The organism is Delftia sp. ASV31, assembly GCF_016428765.1.
In the GTDB taxonomy this organism is placed as follows: Bacteria; Pseudomonadota; Gammaproteobacteria; order Burkholderiales; family Burkholderiaceae_C; genus Comamonas; species Comamonas acidovorans.
In genome coordinates, this window is sequence record NZ_JAELTK010000021.1 from 1 (window position 1) to 16,593 (window position 16,593).

A 16,593-nucleotide genomic window follows, 5' to 3' on the forward strand; every position below is an offset into this window, starting at 1 on the left:
GCCCAACACCGCCGGCTGCATGACCGTGCAGGAAGCCGTGACCACGGCCCAGATGGCACGCGAAGTCTTCGAGACGCCCTGGATCAAGCTGGAGCTGATCGGCGACGACTACACCCTGCAGCCCGACACGCTGAACCTGGTCGAGGCCGCCTCCATCCTCATCAAGGACGGCTTCCAGGTCCTGCCCTACACCACCGAGGACCTGGTGCTGTGCCAGCGCCTGGTGGATGTGGGCTGCCAGGCCGTCATGCCCTGGGCGGCGCCCATCGGCACGGGCCGCGGCCCCGTCAACCCCTATGCCATGCAGACGCTGCGCGAACGCCTGAAGGTGCCGCTGATCGTGGATGCGGGCCTGGGCCGGCCCTCGCATGCCTGCCAGGTCATGGAATGGGGCTATGACGCCGTGCTGCTGAACACGGCCGTGGCCCTGTCCGAAGATCCCGTCGCCATGGCCGGCGCCTTTGCCGATGCCGTGAATGCCGGCCACGCCGCCCACCGCGCCGGCGCCATGGCTGAGCAGTCTGCCGCCCAGCCCAGCACGCCCGTGCTGGGCACGCCGTTCTGGCACCACGGCTGAGGAGACCGGCCATGAGCAACGACTCCATCCAATCCTGGGCAGATGCCATCGTGCGCCTGCACGGCGCCACCTTTGCCCCTGAAGGCTCCGCCCTGCCCTCGCAGCCCGTGCCGCAGGCACAGCGCCAGGAGCCGGCCTATCTTGCGGCGCTGCAGGCCTGCAGCGCCCTGGGCTTCATCGCCATCGACGCCGAGACGCTGGCCTGTGCCTGGCAGGCGCAGACGCTGCGCAGGGGCCGCTTCGAGGCCACGCTATGGCCCGACGATCCGCGCGACTTCGGCCTGGAGGGGGCCGATCCCGCACTGGCCTTCCCGGAGTGCCCAAGGTCCCTGGGCCTGTACGGCGTGCTGCCCGATGCGCAATGGGTGGGACGCATGGCCCGCGCCGGTGTGCCCACCGTGCAATTGCGCTTCAAGTCCGAGGACCGCGACGCCATCGCCCGCGAAGTGCGCGCCGCCGTGGCCGCCGTGGAAGGCACGGGCGCCCTGCTCTTCATCAACGACCACTGGCGCGAGGCCATCGATGCCGGCGCCTATGGCGTGCATGTGGGCCAGGAAGACCTGGATGCGCTGGCCGGCGCCGACCTGCAGGCCATCCACGCCTCGGGCCTGCGCCTGGGCGTGAGCACGCATGGCTATGCCGAAATGGTGCGTGCCCATGCGGTGCAGCCCAGCTACATCGCGCTGGGCGCCGTCTTCCCCACCACGCTCAAGAAAATGGCCACGGCTCCGCAGGGCCTGGCGCGCCTGAACGCCTATGTGCGCCTGATGCAGCGCTATCCGCTGGTGGCCATAGGCGGCATCTCGGCCGACCAGTTCCCGGCCGTGCGCGCCACGGGCGTAGGCTCGGTGGCCGTGGTGCGGGCACTGGTCAATGCCGAGGATCCGGAAGCGGCAGCGCAGCAGTTGCTCGCAAGCATGCACGCTGCCGACTGAGTTCTTGCTGGGCACTCCAACAAAAAAGGGAGCAGATGCTCCCTTTTTTTTCACTGCCTCAACCCTTGGGCGGATCCTTGTCGTCTGCCTGCGGCGACGGAGCCTGTGGTGAGCTACGAAAGGCCGGGTCGGTCTCGCGCGACAGCAGCATGTCCACCGAGCGGCTCAGCGGCTCGTCCAGGCCACGGTGCTCACGCACGGTGTCGGGCGGCTCCAGCTCCCACTTGTCCAGCGCCAGGTCCATGTCCAGCGGCGCCTTGAGATTGTGGCTGCTGAAACCCACGGCACCCGAACCGGGCATCGACAGCGTCACGGGCGGAAAGCGCGAGGGCACGTCGACATGCGGCAGCTCGTTCTCGCCCAGGTCCGTGAGGTCTATGTCCAGCAGCGGTGCCGACTCATCGTGGATGAAGGAAGGCGCCTCGCCCAGGGGCACGGCGCGCACCTGGCCTGCGGGCAGCTGGCCGGCCTGATCCAGATCGAAGTTCAGGGGCTGCAGCTCGAAGTGCAGCGGTGCGGACAACGAGTCCGGTGCGCCGCTCGCAGGCTTGTCGCCGCCACCGACTGCACCCGTGGACAGGGGCAGCGTGTCCATGGGGGTGAACTCCAGGCCAGGCTCCAGCGGCGTCACAGAGGCCGGCTGCGGCTGTGCAGGTTCTATCGGCGGCTGCAGCTCTGCCATCCAGTCCACGCCCGTGGCCGCGGATGCAGGAGCCTGCGCCGGCGTGGCTTCTGCCGCCGCTGTGAAGGCAGCAGCGCCAGCCGTGGCTGCGCCGGCTGCGGCCGTGCCCGCCACCATGCGCGGCGTGGTGCGCTCGCGCGGGCCGGGTTCGCCGCGTGTTCCGGCAGGTGAGGTGCGCGCAATGGACAGCAGCAGCAGCAGGTCGTCGAAGGCGGCCAGATCGAAGGGAGCCGGCGCATCGGGGTCGGGTGCACCGTCCTGCTTGAACAGGTAGTGCGCCAGGCAAGTTTCGACTTCGTCCACCGGCCACAGGGCCTCGATGCGTGCCAGTTGCTCGGGATAGCCCTGCAGCAGGCTGCTGCCCTTGTCGGTGAAGCCCGGCATGGCCGGCACACGGGCGTTGAAATGCCTGGCAAAACGCGCGCGCAGCTGGTCGAAATCGTCGCGGCGGCTCAGCGTGTAGTACAGGTGCAGCAGCTCCAGATAGGCCAGCGGCGAGGAATCCTCATGCGTGTCGATATGCGAGCGCAGCAGCTCGATGGCCTGCTGGTGCTCGCCCACCGAGATGAAGAATTCCGCCTGTTGCTGCACGTCGAACAGTTCGCCGGGCTGCACCATGCGCCTGGCCTTGATGGCCTCGGGCCCGGACGTGCGCACAGGTGCCGGGGCCTGCGGCGCAGGCTCGGTTTCCAGCTCGGCATGCACGGACACAGGCACGGGAATGGTGGCCGGGCCGAAGTCGCCAGGGTCCACATCCTCGTGCAGCTCATAGGTCACGCCGGGGCGCATCTGGGCGCCGCGCTGCACGTAGGGCGAAGCCAGGGTATCCGGTCCCCGGCGGTCGTCCTGCTGCGGTGCCGCAGGCCGGTGCTCACGCAGGCTGGGGGCCATGGGCCGCGTGGGCCTATGGGGATCCAGGGAATGCGGCAGGGTGTGGATCTCGTCATCGCGCACATGCGGCGGGGTAGACGGCAAGGGGTCCTGCGACGAACGCTCCACCGATTCCCGCCAGGCATCCGGCTCGCGCGAGAACAGCGAGGCGCCCGAACGCATTTTCCAGGCCATCCATGCGATCACGGCCACGGCAGCGATCAGCGCCAGCAGCAGCGCATTGAACAGCCACGACGAGCCGCCGGACTCCTGGCGCATGGCCTCCAGTTCGGCCCGTAGCTGGGCCAGCTGCCCACGGTCGGCGGTGTCGCGCTTCTTGAAGGCCGCCATCTCGGCCTCCAGCGCCTGCACGCGCTTGTTGGCCTCGGCCAGCTGCTCGCTGCCGGCATCGAACATGGGAGCCGCAGATGCGGCGCCGCCTTCGGGTGTTCCGGGTGTTCCGGCTGCTCCAGCGGCGCCCGGCGTGCCGCCCGTGCCCAGCCATTCCTCCACCGGCTCCATGCGCAGGCGCGGTTCGATGCGCAGGCCCGCCTGCAACTGCCCGGCCTGGGCCTGGGCGGTCACGCCCACGGGCGGCCTGGATTTCTCGGCCGCCGCCTTGGGCTTGGCCTGGGGCTTTGGCTTGGGCTGGGGTTTCGGTTCCTTGGCAACGGGCACCGCTGCGGGCCTGGACTCGGCCCGGGCGCTGCGGCCAGCGGCCGGACGGGAAGAAGAAGTCGAAGATGGGTCGGAAGCGGCACCAGCGGCACCCGCGGCCGCCAGCGCCGGCTGGGCTGCCGCCAGCTCCCGCACATTGATGGGTTGATTGCCCGTGGCATCCACCGACTCGGGCAGCTGCGCCAGCAGCGTATAGCTGCGGCTGATGCCGCCACCTTCGCAGCCCGCCCACAGCTTGAGCGTCACGATGGGCTCGTCCACCGTATAGCGGGCCTGCACCCGCACGGCCTTGCCCGACGAGGTCGGGCTGACACTGACGCGCGAGGATTCGATGGGCCTGTCACCGGCCAGCAGCTCGGCGCGCACGCAGGAGTTGCCGGCATCGTTGCCGCTATCGGGCTGCAAGCCCACCACCAGGTCGAACGGAGCGCCCAGCACCACGTTGCCTCGAGGACTGCCCAACGACAATGCGGACGCGTTCCAGGCCATGGAGGACAGGGCGACGCCGAGAATGGTGCTACAAATTCTCACATCAGCCTTTCTTTGAACGCTTGCATTTTTGCATAGACACCTGTAGGACACCTCCTCTATGTATATGAACCAAAACAACATTTCTCCTATCAGGAGCGTCGGATTGATAGGCGTAGGCATCATGGGGCAAGGCATTGCCCAGTTGGCCGCCCAGGCAGGCGCCAGGGTGCTGTTGCAGGATGCCCGTCCCGGTGCTGCCGCACAAGCGCAACAACAGCTGCTTGGGCTGTGGGACACGCTGCAAAAGAAACAAAAAATAACAAGTGAGCAGGCCGCAGATTGCAAGGCCCGGCTGACGGTGGTGGACGGTCTCGATGCCTTCAAGAACTGCGATCTGGTGATAGAGGCCATCGTCGAGCGCATGGATGCCAAGCAGGCCCTGCTGCGCGAGCTGGAGGCCATCGTTGCGCCCGGGACCCTCATCGCCAGCAATACCTCGGCCCTGTCCATCACCACGCTGGCCACGGCGCTCAAGCACCCGCAGCGATTTGCCGGCTTTCACTTCTTCAACCCGGCACCGCTGATGAAGGTGGTGGAGATCGTGCGCGGCCTGGCCACGGACGAGGCCACCTGCGCCACGCTGGCACAGTTCGCGCGCAGCTTCGGCCACACGCCCGTGCGTGCGCAGGACACGCCGGGCTTTCTGGTCAACCACCTGGGCCGAGGCTATGTGACCGAGGCGCTGCGCATCGTGCAGGAAGGCATTGCCGACTTCGCCACCATCGACCGCATCCTGCGCGAGCAGGTGGGATTCAAGCTCGGCCCGTTCGAGCTGATGGACCTCACCGGCCTGGATGTCACCCATGCCGTGATGGAGCACATCTACCACCAGTACTACCAGGAGCCGCGCTACCGCCCCAGCCCCATTGCCGCGCAGCGCGTGGCGGCCGGCCTGCTGGGCCGCAAGACCGGCCAGGGCTTTTTCCGCTATGCCGAAGGCCGCGCCGAGCAGCCTGCCGAGCCTGCCGTGCCGCAGGTGCAGACGCTGCCACCGGTCTGGGTGTCCGCACGCGCGGCCCGGCGCAACGAGATCTACCAGTTGCTCAAGAGCCTGGGCGCACGCATTGAAACCGCGCAGGCACCGACCGAGCAGGCCCTGATCCTGGTGGCTCCGCTGGGCCTGGACGTGACCACGGTGGCTGCCGTGGAGCGGCTGGACTGCACGCGCACCATGGGCATCGACATGCTGATCGCCGACGCCGACACGCGCCGCCGCGTGCTGGCCACCACGCCGGCCACGCGCACCGACATGCGCGATGCCGCCCATGTGCTCTTTGCGAGCGACGGCAAGGCCGTGAGCGTGATCCGCGACAGCGGCGGCTTCGTCACCCAGCGCGTGGTGGGCTCCATCGTCAACATCGCCAGCGACATCTGCCAGCAGGGCATCGGCAGCCCGGCCGATCTGGAAAAGGCCGTGACCCTGGGCCTGGGCTATCCCATGGGCCCGCTGGCCATGGGCGACCGCTGGGGCCCCACCAACATGCTGGAGGTCCTGTTCAACCTGCAGACCGTCTACGGCGACCCGCGCTACCGCCCCAGCCCCTGGCTGCGCCGCCGTGGCGCGCTGGGGCTGAGCCTCACGCACGAGGAGCCATAAGCCCTGCAAAGCCGGCGCCCCGATGCACAACGGGTCGCCTTTTTTTCGCCGCCCTGCCCCGTTTTCGGCAGGCCCAGACACCGAAGTGACAGGCCCGCCGGCGGCATGCTGCGCCGCGGCGGTCCCACACGCGACAATGTGACCGTCATCAGTCACGCAAAAGACAGGCCATGGACGACCCGATTCTTACCATCGAAGAACGTGAAGCGATCAATTCCGGTCGCTGGTTTTCATCACTTTCTCCATCGCTTCGGCACGACATTCTTCGATGCGCTTACGTCAAACGGTTCAAAGATGGCACGCTCATCTGCGCACGCGGAGAACCGCCCGAGGAATGGATCGCCTGCGCCCGCGGTGCGGTGCGCGTGAGCTCGACCTCGATCACGGGCAAGCAGATCACGCTGGACTACGTGGAGCCGGGCATCTGGTTCGGCGACGTGGCCATCCTGGACGGGGACAAGCGCACGCACGATGCCTATGCGCACGGCGAGACCACGCTGCTGTGCGTGTCCAAGACCGACTTCAAGAAAATCCTGTCCATGCATGTGGAGTTCTCGGAAGCCATGCTGCGCCTGCATGCACGGCGCATCCGCCAGCTCTACGGCCTGGTCGAGGACCTCAACACCCTGCCGCTGCGCGCGCGCCTGGCCAAGCAGCTGCTGCACCTGGTGCGCAGCTACGGCGTGACCAGCCTGTCGGATGGCAGCGAGATCCGCATCGGCCTGCACCTGGCGCAGGAGGAACTGGCGCAGTTGCTGGGCGCCTCGCGCCAGCGCGTGAACCAGGAACTCAAGGCCATGGAGCGCGAGAACGCCATCCGCATCGAGCCGGGCGGCCTGGTGGTCTGCGACCGCGACACGCTGCTGCGCATCGCCGCGCCCGACGCCTGAACCTGCGCGGCCAGCGCCGCGGCCTTTTCCCTGCCACATCCCTTCCACCGACCGGACGTTCGCGCCGGCCGGTGCCTTGCCGCGCCCGTGCCGCGCGGCCGCACCCCTTTCTAGAACCGGTTTCCGAACCGATCACAGGACTGACTGCCCCATGAGCACTTTCGACCATTTCGTAGGCACGCGCCCCGTCTCCGACCAGCACGCATTCGACGTGCCCGCGCTCACCGCCTGGATGCAGGGCCATGTGCAGGGCTTTGCCGGCCCGCTGCAGGTGGAGATGTTCAAGGGCGGCCAGTCCAACCCCACCTACAAGCTGATCACCCCGGGCCGCAGCTACGTGATGCGCTCCAAGCCCGGCCCCGTGGCCAAGCTGCTGCCCTCGGCCCATGCCATCGAGCGCGAGTTCCGCGTGATGAAGGGCCTGGCCGGCACCGACGTGCCCGTGCCCCACATGTATGCGCTGTGCGAGGACGAGTCCATCATCGGCCGCGCCTTCTACATCATGGAGTGCATGGAAGGCCGCGTGCTCTGGGACCAGTCCTTGCCCGGCATGGAGCCGGCCCAGCGCGCCGCCATCTACGACGAGATGAACCGCGTGATCTCGGCCCTGCACACCGTGGACTTCGCGGCCCAGGGCCTGGCCGACTACGGCAAGAGCGGCAACTACTTCGAGCGCCAGATCGGCCGCTGGAGCAAGCAGTACGTGGCCTCGGTCACCCAGCCCATCCCCGAGATGGACCAGCTCATGCAGTGGCTGCCCGCCCACATGCCGGCCAGCGCGCTGGATGCCTCGCGCGTGTCCATCGTGCACGGCGACTTCCGCCTGGACAACCTGATGTTCCACCCCACCGAGCCGCGCGTCATCGCCGTGCTGGACTGGGAGCTGTCCACCCTGGGCCACCCGCTGGCCGACTTCAGCTACCACTGCATGAGCTGGCACATCCCCGCCACGCTGGGCCGGGGCATCGCAGGCAAGGACCTGGCGGCCCTGGGCATTCCGGACGAAGAGGAATACATCCGCCGCTACTGCGAGCGCACGGGCCTCAAGGACGTGGACACGCTGCGCGCCGACTGGAACTTCTACATGGCCTACAACATGTTCCGCATCGCGGCCATCCTGCAGGGCATCGCCAAGCGCGTGGAGGCCGGCACGGCCTCCAGCGCCCAGGCCAAGGCCTCGGGCGACACGGCCCGGCCCATGGCCGAGCTGGCCTGGTCCTTCGCCCAGCGCAGCTGAGCCATCCAGACCAGCCCCCAACACTCACCGATCACCCCGTTTCCACCACAAGCGACAAGCCAAGAGAAGGAGCGCATCCATGGACTTTGAATATTCGCCCAAGACCAAGGACCTGCAGGAACGCCTGCTGAAGTTCATGGACGAGCACATCTATCCCGGCGAAAAGGACTATGCCGCCGAGATGGAAGCCAACACCGCCGCAGGCAAGCGCTGGACGCCGCTGCAGACCATCGAGAAGCTCAAGGTCAAGGCCCGGGAGCAAGGCCTGTGGAACCTGTTCCTGCCCGTGGACAGCGCCGAGGCCGCTGGCTACAAGGGCGGCGGCCTGACCAACCAGGAATACGCGCCGCTGGCCGAGATCATGGGCCGCGTGCCATGGTCCAGCGAGGTGTTCAACTGCTCTGCGCCCGACACCGGCAACATGGAAACCATTGCGCGCTACGGCAGCACCGAACTCAAGGAGCGCTGGCTCAAGCCGCTGCTGGAAGGCAAGATCCGCTCGGCCTTCGCCATGACCGAGCCCGAGGTGGCCTCCTCCGACGCCACCAACATCTGCACCCGCATCGAGCGCCAGGGCGACGAGTACGTGATCAACGGCCACAAGTGGTGGATCTCGGGTGCCGGCGATCCGCGCTGCCAGGTCTTCATCACCATGGGCAAGACCGACCCCGACGCGCCCAAGCACTCGCAGCAAAGCATGATCATCGTGCCCGGCGACGCGCCCGGCATCCGCATCGTGCGTCCGCTCAACGTCATGGGCTATGACGATGCGCCGCACGGCCACATGGAGATGTACTTCGAGAACGTGCGCGTGCCCGTGGGCAACATCCTGCTGGGCGAGGGCCGTGGCTTCGAGATCGCCCAGGGCCGCCTTGGCCCCGGCCGCATCCACCACTGCATGCGCCTGATCGGCCTGGCCGAGCGCGCGCTGGAGCTGATGTGCAAGCGCGCCAGCTCGCGCATCGCCTTCGGCAAGAGCGTGGCCCAGCAGACCGTGACGCAGGAACGCATCGCCGAGGCGCGCTGCCGCATCGACATGGCGCGCCTGCTCACGCTCAAGGCCGCCTGGCTGATGGACATTGCGGGCAACAAGGTGGCACGCAGCGAGATCGCCATGATCAAGGTCGTGGCTCCCAGCATGGCCTGCCAGGTCATCGACTGGGCCATGCAGGTGCACGGCGGCGGCGGCATGAGCGACGACTTCCCGCTGGCCAGCGCCTACGCCCACGCGCGCACGCTGCGCTTTGCCGACGGCCCGGACGAGGTGCACCGCAACGCCATCGCCAAGTGGGAGCTGGGCAAGTACGGCGCCTACGGCAAGGATGCCGGCGTTCCCATCACGCGCGGCAGCTGAGCAGGCTTCAAGCCTGAGGCCTGAGGCCGCGCACCCGGCAGGGCCGGGTGGCGGCCCTGCCCCTCCCCTCTCAGCCAGGTGGCAATGCCTCCTGGCTTTTTTGTGCCTGCCTTTCCGGCATTTCAGTGCCCATGGCAGGCGCCTCCCATCCCCCGCCCAGCGCCCGGTACAGCGCCACGCGCGCCTGCAGCTGCAGCAGGCGCTGCAGCACGGCATCGTCCTGCGCCGCGTACAGCGTGGTCTGGGCCTGCAGCAGGGACAGCAGGCTTTCCGCCCCGGCCTTGTAGCGCAGCTCGGCCAGCGACACGGCCTGGCGGGCCTGGGCCAGCACCTCGGCCTGGGCCTCGGCCTGGGCCTTCAGGCCGTGGACGGCGTTGAGCGCCAGGTCCACATCGCCATAGGCGGCGACGATGGACTTGTAATAGCCGGCCAGCAGCTCCTCGCGCCGGGCCTGGGCGCCATCGCGCTCGGCCGCCAGACGGCCGCCGTCGAAGATGGGGCCGGCCAGGCCGGCCAGCAGCGAATAGACCGGCTCGCGCAGCCAGTCGCTGGCGCGGCCCGCGCTGGTGCCCGCGCTGCCCGTGAGGGTCAGCCGGGGCCACAGCGCTGCGCGGGCGGCCTGCAGGTTGGCGCTGGCGGCGGCCAGCTGCGCTTCCGCATTGGCAATGTCGGGCCGGCGCTGCAGCAGTTGCGTGGGCAGGCCTGCGCCGATCTCGGGCAGCTGCAGGGCCTGCAGCGAATCCGTGGCCAGCGCGGGGCGCCGGGCCTGGCCCAGCAGCACGGCCAGCGTGGCATCGGCATCCTCGCCCTGGCGGCGCAGCGTGGCCAGGGCCTGGCGCTGGCTGGCCACCAGACCGCGTTGCTGGGCCAACTCCAGCTGGGTGGCGGCACCCGCGCGCGCGCGGGACTCCACCAGGCCCAGCAGCCGCTCGGCATTGGCCACGTTGCGCGCCGCAATGGCCTGGCGTTCGCGCAGCGCCACGGCCTGCAGCCAGCCATGGGCCACCTGGACGGTGACCGTGAGGCGCACCGTGTCCTGGTCAAACCGGCTGGCCTGCCAGGCCGCGGCCGCCGCATCGCGCGTGGCGCGGTTGCGGCCCCAGAAGTCCACCTCATACGAGGCCGTCAGCGCGGCGCCGTAGACGCTGGCCTGCCCGCCCGCCACCTGTGCATGGTTCATGCGCTGGGCGCGCAGCTCGCCATTGAGCGAGGGCAGCAGCGCCGCGCCTGCCTGGCGCGTGGCCGCCTCGGCCTGGCGCACGCGGGCCATGGCGGCAGCCATGTCCAGGCTCTGGTCCTGGGCGGCCTGCACCATGCCGCCCAGCTCCGCACTGCCAAAGGCCTGCCACCACTGCGGTGAAACAGAGGCAGGGACGGCTTCGCCCTGCTGCTTCCACGAAGCGGCCAGCGCAGGCGCTGTCCTGTCCGGCATCGTCTGCTGCGCGGCGCAGCCGCCCAGCGCAGCCAGGGCCAGGGCGATGCAGCCCAGGCGCGCATTTCCCAGCGTCTTGTCGTTCATGTCTTTCATCTCACTCTCCCGCCAGCGCCCGCACCGGGTCCAGCCGCGCCGCCGTCTTGGCCGGCATGTAGCCGAACACCAGGCCCGTCACCACGGCGCAGGCAAAGGCGCCCAGCATGGCGCGCACCGAAAACACCACGGGCACGCCCGCCACGATGAGCACCACGCCCACGGCCAGGCCGGCCAGCAGGCCCACCGTGCCGCCCACGAAGGTGACCAGGCTGGCCTCGGTCAGGAACTGGCGCAGGATGTCGCGCTGGCGCGCGCCCGTGGCCATGCGGATGCCGATCTCGCGCGTGCGCTCGCGCACCGTCATCAGCATCACGTTCATCACGCCGATGCCGCCCACCACCAGGGAGACGGCGGCAATCAGGCCCAGCATCACCGCCATGCTCTGGCGCGTGGCCGCCTCGGCCTGGATGCGCGCGGCCGCGTTGCCGATGCTGAAGTCCTCGCGCCCGCCGTGGCGCGCCAGCAGCAGCTTGCGCATGGCCTCCTCCGCCTCGTGCACCACGTCGGAGGACATTGCCTCGATCACCACATAGTCGGGCTGGGTCTGCGACTGGTAGACGCGCGCCCGGCCCGAGCGGTAGGGAATGAAGACCATGTCGTCATAGTTCTGCGCGCCCGAGTCCGCGCCGCGCTCGCTCATCACGCCGATGACCTCGAAGGCCGATGTGCCGATGATCAGCTGGCGGCCCAGCGGGTTGGGCGTGCCGGGGAAGAAGTGCTGGTGCGCCTTGTGGCCCAGGACCACCAGGGGCGCCAGGTCGCGGTCCTCGGCCTCGGTGTAGTAGCGGCCCTGGGCCAGCTTCCAGTGGTGCACCAGGGGCATCTCCTCGCTGGCCGCGAACACGTAGATCTGCTTGTCGGCCTTGCCGTAGCGCACGGTGATGGGGTCGCCGATCACGGGCATCACGCGCCGTATCTCGGGCAGTTCGCGCACGGCGGCCAGGTCTTCCTCGGTCATCTGCCCGGCCGGCCCGCCCGTGGCCGGCGGCTTGCTGCCCATGTAGAGGATGGCCGTTCCCATGGTCCCCATCTGCTCGACCACCTTGCGCCGCGCGCCCTCGCCAATGGCCAGCATCACGATGACCGAGGCCACGCCGATGACGATGCCCAGCAAGGTCAGGCTGGTGCGCACGCGGTTCATGCGCATGCCGCGCCAGGCGCTGCGCGCGGCCTCGAACAGCTCGGCCAGCCAGGGCGCGCCGGCGCTGCTGCGCTGCGGCGTGAGCGGCAGGGCAGCGGCGCCCGCCTTCACCCCATTTGCGGCATCGTCGCGCTGGCTGTCGCTGGTGATGCGGCCGTCGCTGATCTCGATCACGCGGCGCGCCTGGGCGGCCACAGTGCGGTCGTGGGTGATGAGAATGATGGTGTGGCCCGCATCGGCCAGCTCGCGCAGCAGGGCCATGACTTCGGCGCCGCTGTGCGAGTCCAGCGCGCCCGTGGGCTCGTCGGCCAGGATGATCTGGCCGCCGTTCATCAGCGCGCGCGCAATCGACACGCGCTGCTGCTGCCCGCCCGACAGCTGGTTGGGCCGGTTGCCCAGGCGCGAGCCCAGGCCCAGGCGCTCGAGCAGCGCACGGGCGCGCCGCACGCGCTCTTCCTTGGGCAGGCCCGCGTAGATGGCGGGCATTTCCACGTTCTCGCTGGCGCTTTCGCTGGCTATCAGGTGGTAGCCCTGGAAGACGAAGCCGAAGGCCTCGCGCCGCAGCCAGGCCAGCGCGTCCGAGTCCAGCGTGGCCACGTCCTGGCCCTGGAAGTGGTAGCTGCCCTCGCTGGGCCGGTCCAGGCAGCCCAGGATGTTCATCAGCGTGGACTTGCCCGAGCCCGAGCTGCCCACCACGGCCACGAACTCGCCCGCGCGTATCTCCAGGTCGATGCCGTGCAGCACGGTGACGGCGGGCTGGCCGCTGTCGCCGCCGCCGTAGTGCTTGGTGATGCCGCGCAGTGCTATCAAGGGTGCCGTCAGCGGTGCGGTCAGCGGCGCGCCGGCCTGCATGCCCTGCGCCATCACCATTGCAGCCACCGCGGGCCACGGTCCAGAGGCGTCTCGCCGACGATGACGCGCTCGCCTTCCTGCAGGCCCTCCAGCACCTCGGCCTGGTGGCGGCTGCGCACGCCCAGGCGCACGGTGCGCTGCCCGGGCTGGCCCTTGGCGTCCAGCACGCGGGCCGTGTGCGCGCTGCCGCCCTTGTCAGTCACGGCCATCAGCGGCACGGTGAGTGCCTGCGCGGCCTGGCCGGTGACAAAGACCACCTGGGCCGTCATCTGGGGCATCAGCTCGGCGTCCTCGTTGTCCACATCGAACAGCACGGTATAGGCCACGGCCTTGGTGGCGGGCGCAGGCGCCTGGCCCGCATTGCCGCCGGCCGGCGCCTGGCTGGTAGAGGGCGAAGGCAGCACCTGGCGCACCTTGCTGGACCAGCGCCGGGGCCTGGCCTGGTCGGCGCCGCCCAGCGTGGTGAAGTACACCGGCATGTCGTCGCGCACGCGGCGCACGTCGGCCTCGGACACTTCGGTCCACACCGTCATGGCCGACAGGTCGGCAATGCGCAGGATGTTGGGCGTCTGGTAGGTGGCGTTCAGCGTCTGGCCCTCGCGCGCTTCCACCGACACCACGGTGCCCGCCATGGGCGCGTAGATGCGCGTATAGCCCAGGCGCGCCTCGTCGGCCTTGAGCGTGGCCTGGGTCTGGTCGATCTGGGCCTTCAGGTGCTCCATGCGGGCGCCGGCGGCGGCCAGGTTGGCTTCTGCGGTCTGCAGGTCTTCCTCGCGCGTGGCCCCGTCGCGGGCCAGCTGGCGCTGGCGCGTGAGCTGCTGCTCGGCCAGCTTGCGCAGCGCCTGCTGCTCGGCCAGCTGGGCGCGCAGGCCCGCCAGCGAGGCGCGCCCCGCATCCACCGTGGCGCGCTGCACGCTGGGGTCGATCTCCACCAGCAGCGCGCCCTTCTCCACCTGGGCGCCGGGCTCCACGCGCAGCCGGGTGACCTGGCCCGACACCTGGGCGCCCACGTCCACATAGCGGCGTGGCTGCAGCGTGCCGATGGCCGTGACGGTGGACTCTATATCGGTGCGCGCCACGGTCTCGGTCTGGTAGGCCACGGCAGGCCGGCTGGACCACCAGGCGGCCGCGCCCCCGGCCGCCGCCAACAGGACCACCGCCACGGCGATGGCTTTCCAGCGTTGCTGCGTGCGCGTCATGCTTGCCTCCCGACCACACACACCCCGAACTGGAACGAAAGCAGGAAACTCATCTGAAAAACCCCGTAGTACCGAAACTGAAACCAATCCACGCCAAATCCGCCACGGCAAGCACGCCAGCCAACCAGGCCAGCCGCGCCGCCCAGCGCGCATGGGCGCTGATCAGGGCCACGGCCATCAGCGCGCCGGCGGACACAAAGCCCAGCCAGGCCACCGTGCCCACCGTACCGCCCCAGCCCGAGACAACGGGCACAAGGGCCAGCGCCAGCAGCGCCGTGCCCAGGCCGCGCAACTGCGGGCCACGGCGGGCCGGCAGCTCGCGCGCGCCGGTCAATTGTTCGTAGTGGCGGTCCATGGCAAAGGCCAGGGCCGCCATGCCCGCAAAGGCTAGGGCCAGTGCGGCCAGGGATGCGTGCAACGTGCTCATGCCTGCACCTCCGAGGGGCCTGCCACGGCGGCCTGCCCCTTGGCCATCTTTGCCTTGGCGGCGGCACCTGCGCCGCGCCGCGCCAGCCAGCGCCAGGCCCAGGCGGCCGCCAGCCCCGTGGCCAGGCAGAACAGCTCCACCCCGGCGCTTTCCCAGTCGCCCTCCAGCATGTGGGCCGACAGCGGCTCGCCCACGGTGATCCAGTTGAGCAGCGGCAGCAGAAGGCACAGCATGGCCAGCAGGCCCATCTGCTGGCGCCAGGCCGTGGCCGGCGCGCAGGCCAGCGCATGCACCAGCGCCAGGCCCCACAGCCCGAAGAACACGGCCAGCTCCCAGTCATCGCGGTGCGCCAGGCCCACGGGCAACAGGCGGTTGGCCCACAGGTAGCCGATGCAGCCCAGGCCCAGCCCGGCGATGGCCGCCACGTTCAGGCCCTCGATGAGCCGGTACACGCGCGCCGTGGCGCTGCCGAACTCGCCCTGGTGGCGGCTGCGGCGCTTGACCATGAAGAGAATGGCGCCCGTGGCCATCATGGCCGCGCCCGCCAGGCCGCACAGAAAGTACAGCCACTTCATGGCCAGCCCGCCGAACTTGACCATGTGCAGCCCGCCCATGACCGCCTGGGCCAGCGAGGGGGCGCCGCCGTCGGCGCCGCCGGGCAGGCGTACCTGCAGCACCTCGCCCGTGGCGGCCGAGAACATGGCCATGCCCGAATTGGGGCTCAGGCGCTGATGCGCACGGTCATCGCTGTTCCAGCCGTAGACGCCGATGCGTGCCGATGCATCGCCGGGATGGTTGACGACCACCGCGCGCACCGCCTGGCCCATCAGCTCCTGGCCGCGCCGCGCAAATGGCTCCAGATCCGGCACGGCCATGGGCTTGCCGGAAGGCGCGGGCGGCCCGGCCTCGGTCATGTCGGCGATGAAGGCCGTGCGGGCGGCCTGGTCCGTGCCATAGACCGTCCAGACGCCAACGGGCATGAAGCTCAGGCTGGAGATGGCGATGCCGGTATAGGCAATCATGAACTGGAAGGGCAGCGTCAGCACCGCCACGGCGTTGTGCGCGTCCAGCCAGCTGCGCTGGCCCTTGCGTGCGCGAAAGGTGAAGAAGTCCTTGAAGATGCGCTTGTGCGTGATCACCCCGCTGACCAGTGCCACCAGCATGGCCATGGCGGCAATGCCGATCACCCACAGCCCCACCTGCCCTGCATGCAGTTCATAGTGGAAATCCACGAAATGGTTGCCGCCCATGGTGGCGCGCGCGGCGCCATGGCCGTGGCCTGCCGCCATTTCCTCGCCCGTGGCGGTGTCCAGCTCGGCATCGGCGTACTGGCGGTTGGCGTCGAACCAGTAGACATGCAGGTCGCCGCCGCCCTTGTCGTCGGACGGCCAGATCTCCCACATCTGCGCGCCCTGGTGGTGCTTTTGCATGTAGGCCGCGCCCCAGGCCAGGCGCTGGCCCAGGTCCGCACCCTGCCCGGCCGGCGCGGCGGCGCGCGCTGCCGCCTCGGCCGCCTCCTCGGCATGGTGCTCGGGCGTCATCCAGTGCGTGATGGCTTCCTGGAACACGGCCAGCGAACCCGTGAGGAACACCGCGAACAGCAGCCACGAAAACCACAGCCCGCACCAGGTATGCAGCCAGGCCTGGGCCTGGCGGAAACCGCCCGTGGCAGCGCCGCTGCCGGGGACCTTGCTGATCTGCGCCTTGGCCATCTCAAAGGCCCCCGCCATTGCGTGCCAGCAGCAGCGCGGCGCCGCCCATCAGGGCCGCAGGCACCAGCAACCCCAGCCAGACCCGGCCCGCCGAAACCGGCGAGAACGCCCAGATCACCGCCAGCGCGTGCAGCGCAAAGCTCCACTGCATGCCGGCCAGCACGGCATCGACACGCGCGCCGGGCAGCGCAGCGGCCAGGAAGGCCGCCAGCGCGCTGGCCAGCGCATAGCCGCCAAAGACGGCGGCCAGCAGGCGGGAAACCACAAGCAGGCCCGGATGGGTGGGTTTGGCGGAATGACCGGATTGGCCGGAATGGGAAAGGGACATGTATTGGGTTGTTCAGAAAAGCGGCAATGCAAATGCCGAAAGCAATGGCCGT

General features: G+C 69.5%; 13 protein-coding genes. 6 read left to right on the forward strand and 7 right to left on the reverse strand.

The features are described 5' to 3' along the window. Together JHD82_RS09875 and thiE are read left to right on the forward strand one after the other, a co-directional pair. Positions 1 to 577 (forward strand): thiazole synthase (locus JHD82_RS09875; protein WP_199136251.1); only part of this gene is annotated, 577 nt, incomplete at its 5' end. Positions 578 to 588: 11 nt separating this feature from the next. Continuing rightward, the gene (thiE, locus tag JHD82_RS09880) at positions 589 to 1,512 is read left to right on the forward strand and encodes a thiamine phosphate synthase (protein ID WP_199136253.1); all 924 of its coding nucleotides are present in this window, start codon (positions 589 to 591) and stop codon (positions 1,510 to 1,512) included. Between the two features lie 58 nt (positions 1,513 to 1,570). On the opposite strand, the gene JHD82_RS09885 is transcribed toward thiE, so the two are convergent. After that, positions 1,571 to 4,204: a FimV family protein gene (locus JHD82_RS09885; protein WP_233174684.1), complete on the reverse strand. Its 2,634-nt coding sequence runs from the start codon at positions 4,202 to 4,204 to the stop codon at positions 1,571 to 1,573. 127 nt (positions 4,205 to 4,331) lie between these two features. Between JHD82_RS09885 and JHD82_RS09890 the strand changes: the two genes are divergently transcribed. From JHD82_RS09890 to JHD82_RS09905, 4 genes are all read left to right on the forward strand, one after another. Continuing rightward, positions 4,332 to 5,870 (forward strand): 3-hydroxyacyl-CoA dehydrogenase, encoded by a 1,539-nt coding sequence (locus JHD82_RS09890; RefSeq protein WP_199136255.1) that lies wholly within the window; start codon positions 4,332 to 4,334, stop codon positions 5,868 to 5,870. A 170-nt stretch (positions 5,871 to 6,040) separates the two neighbouring features. Beyond that, positions 6,041 to 6,760: a Crp/Fnr family transcriptional regulator gene (locus JHD82_RS09895; RefSeq protein WP_012205125.1), complete on the forward strand. Its 720-nt coding sequence runs from the start codon at positions 6,041 to 6,043 to the stop codon at positions 6,758 to 6,760. A gap of 151 nt (positions 6,761 to 6,911) precedes the next feature. Further along, entirely contained in the window at positions 6,912 to 7,997 is a 1,086-nt protein-coding gene (locus tag JHD82_RS09900) for a phosphotransferase (protein WP_012205124.1), read from the forward strand. A 79-nt stretch (positions 7,998 to 8,076) separates the two neighbouring features. Then, on the forward strand, positions 8,077 to 9,351 hold the full coding sequence (locus tag JHD82_RS09905) for an acyl-CoA dehydrogenase family protein (protein WP_012205123.1): 1,275 nt from the start codon (positions 8,077 to 8,079) through the stop codon (positions 9,349 to 9,351). Between the two features lie 70 nt (positions 9,352 to 9,421). Here the strand turns inward: JHD82_RS09905 and JHD82_RS09910 are convergent, their stop codons facing one another. From JHD82_RS09910 to JHD82_RS09935, 6 genes are read right to left on the reverse strand one after another with little or no spacing between them, the layout of a single operon-like run. Further along, on the reverse strand, positions 9,422 to 10,879 hold the full coding sequence (locus tag JHD82_RS09910; RefSeq protein ID WP_199136257.1) for an efflux transporter outer membrane subunit: 1,458 nt from the start codon (positions 10,877 to 10,879) through the stop codon (positions 9,422 to 9,424). Between the two features lies 1 nt (position 10,880). Continuing rightward, entirely contained in the window at positions 10,881 to 12,887 is a 2,007-nt protein-coding gene (locus JHD82_RS09915; RefSeq protein ID WP_199136327.1) for an ABC transporter permease, read from the reverse strand. Then, on the reverse strand, positions 12,887 to 14,074 hold the full coding sequence (locus JHD82_RS09920) for an efflux RND transporter periplasmic adaptor subunit (protein ID WP_199136259.1): 1,188 nt from the start codon (positions 14,072 to 14,074) through the stop codon (positions 12,887 to 12,889). The genes JHD82_RS09915 and JHD82_RS09920 overlap by 1 nt, the downstream gene beginning before the upstream one ends. A 49-nt stretch (positions 14,075 to 14,123) precedes the next feature. Beyond that, complete coding sequence (locus JHD82_RS09925) at positions 14,124 to 14,501, reverse strand: DUF3325 domain-containing protein (RefSeq protein ID WP_199136260.1); 378 nt, start codon at positions 14,499 to 14,501, stop codon at positions 14,124 to 14,126. Beyond that, positions 14,498 to 16,213, reverse strand: a complete 1,716-nt coding sequence (locus JHD82_RS09930) for a PepSY domain-containing protein (protein WP_199136329.1) — start codon at positions 16,211 to 16,213, stop codon at positions 14,498 to 14,500. Before JHD82_RS09930 ends, JHD82_RS09925 begins: the two co-directional genes overlap by 4 nt. Position 16,214: 1 nt before the next feature. Continuing rightward, positions 16,215 to 16,541, reverse strand: coding sequence for a DUF3649 domain-containing protein (locus JHD82_RS09935; protein WP_199136262.1), 327 nt, complete (start codon positions 16,539 to 16,541; stop codon positions 16,215 to 16,217). Positions 16,542 to 16,593: the final 52 nt, after the last annotated feature.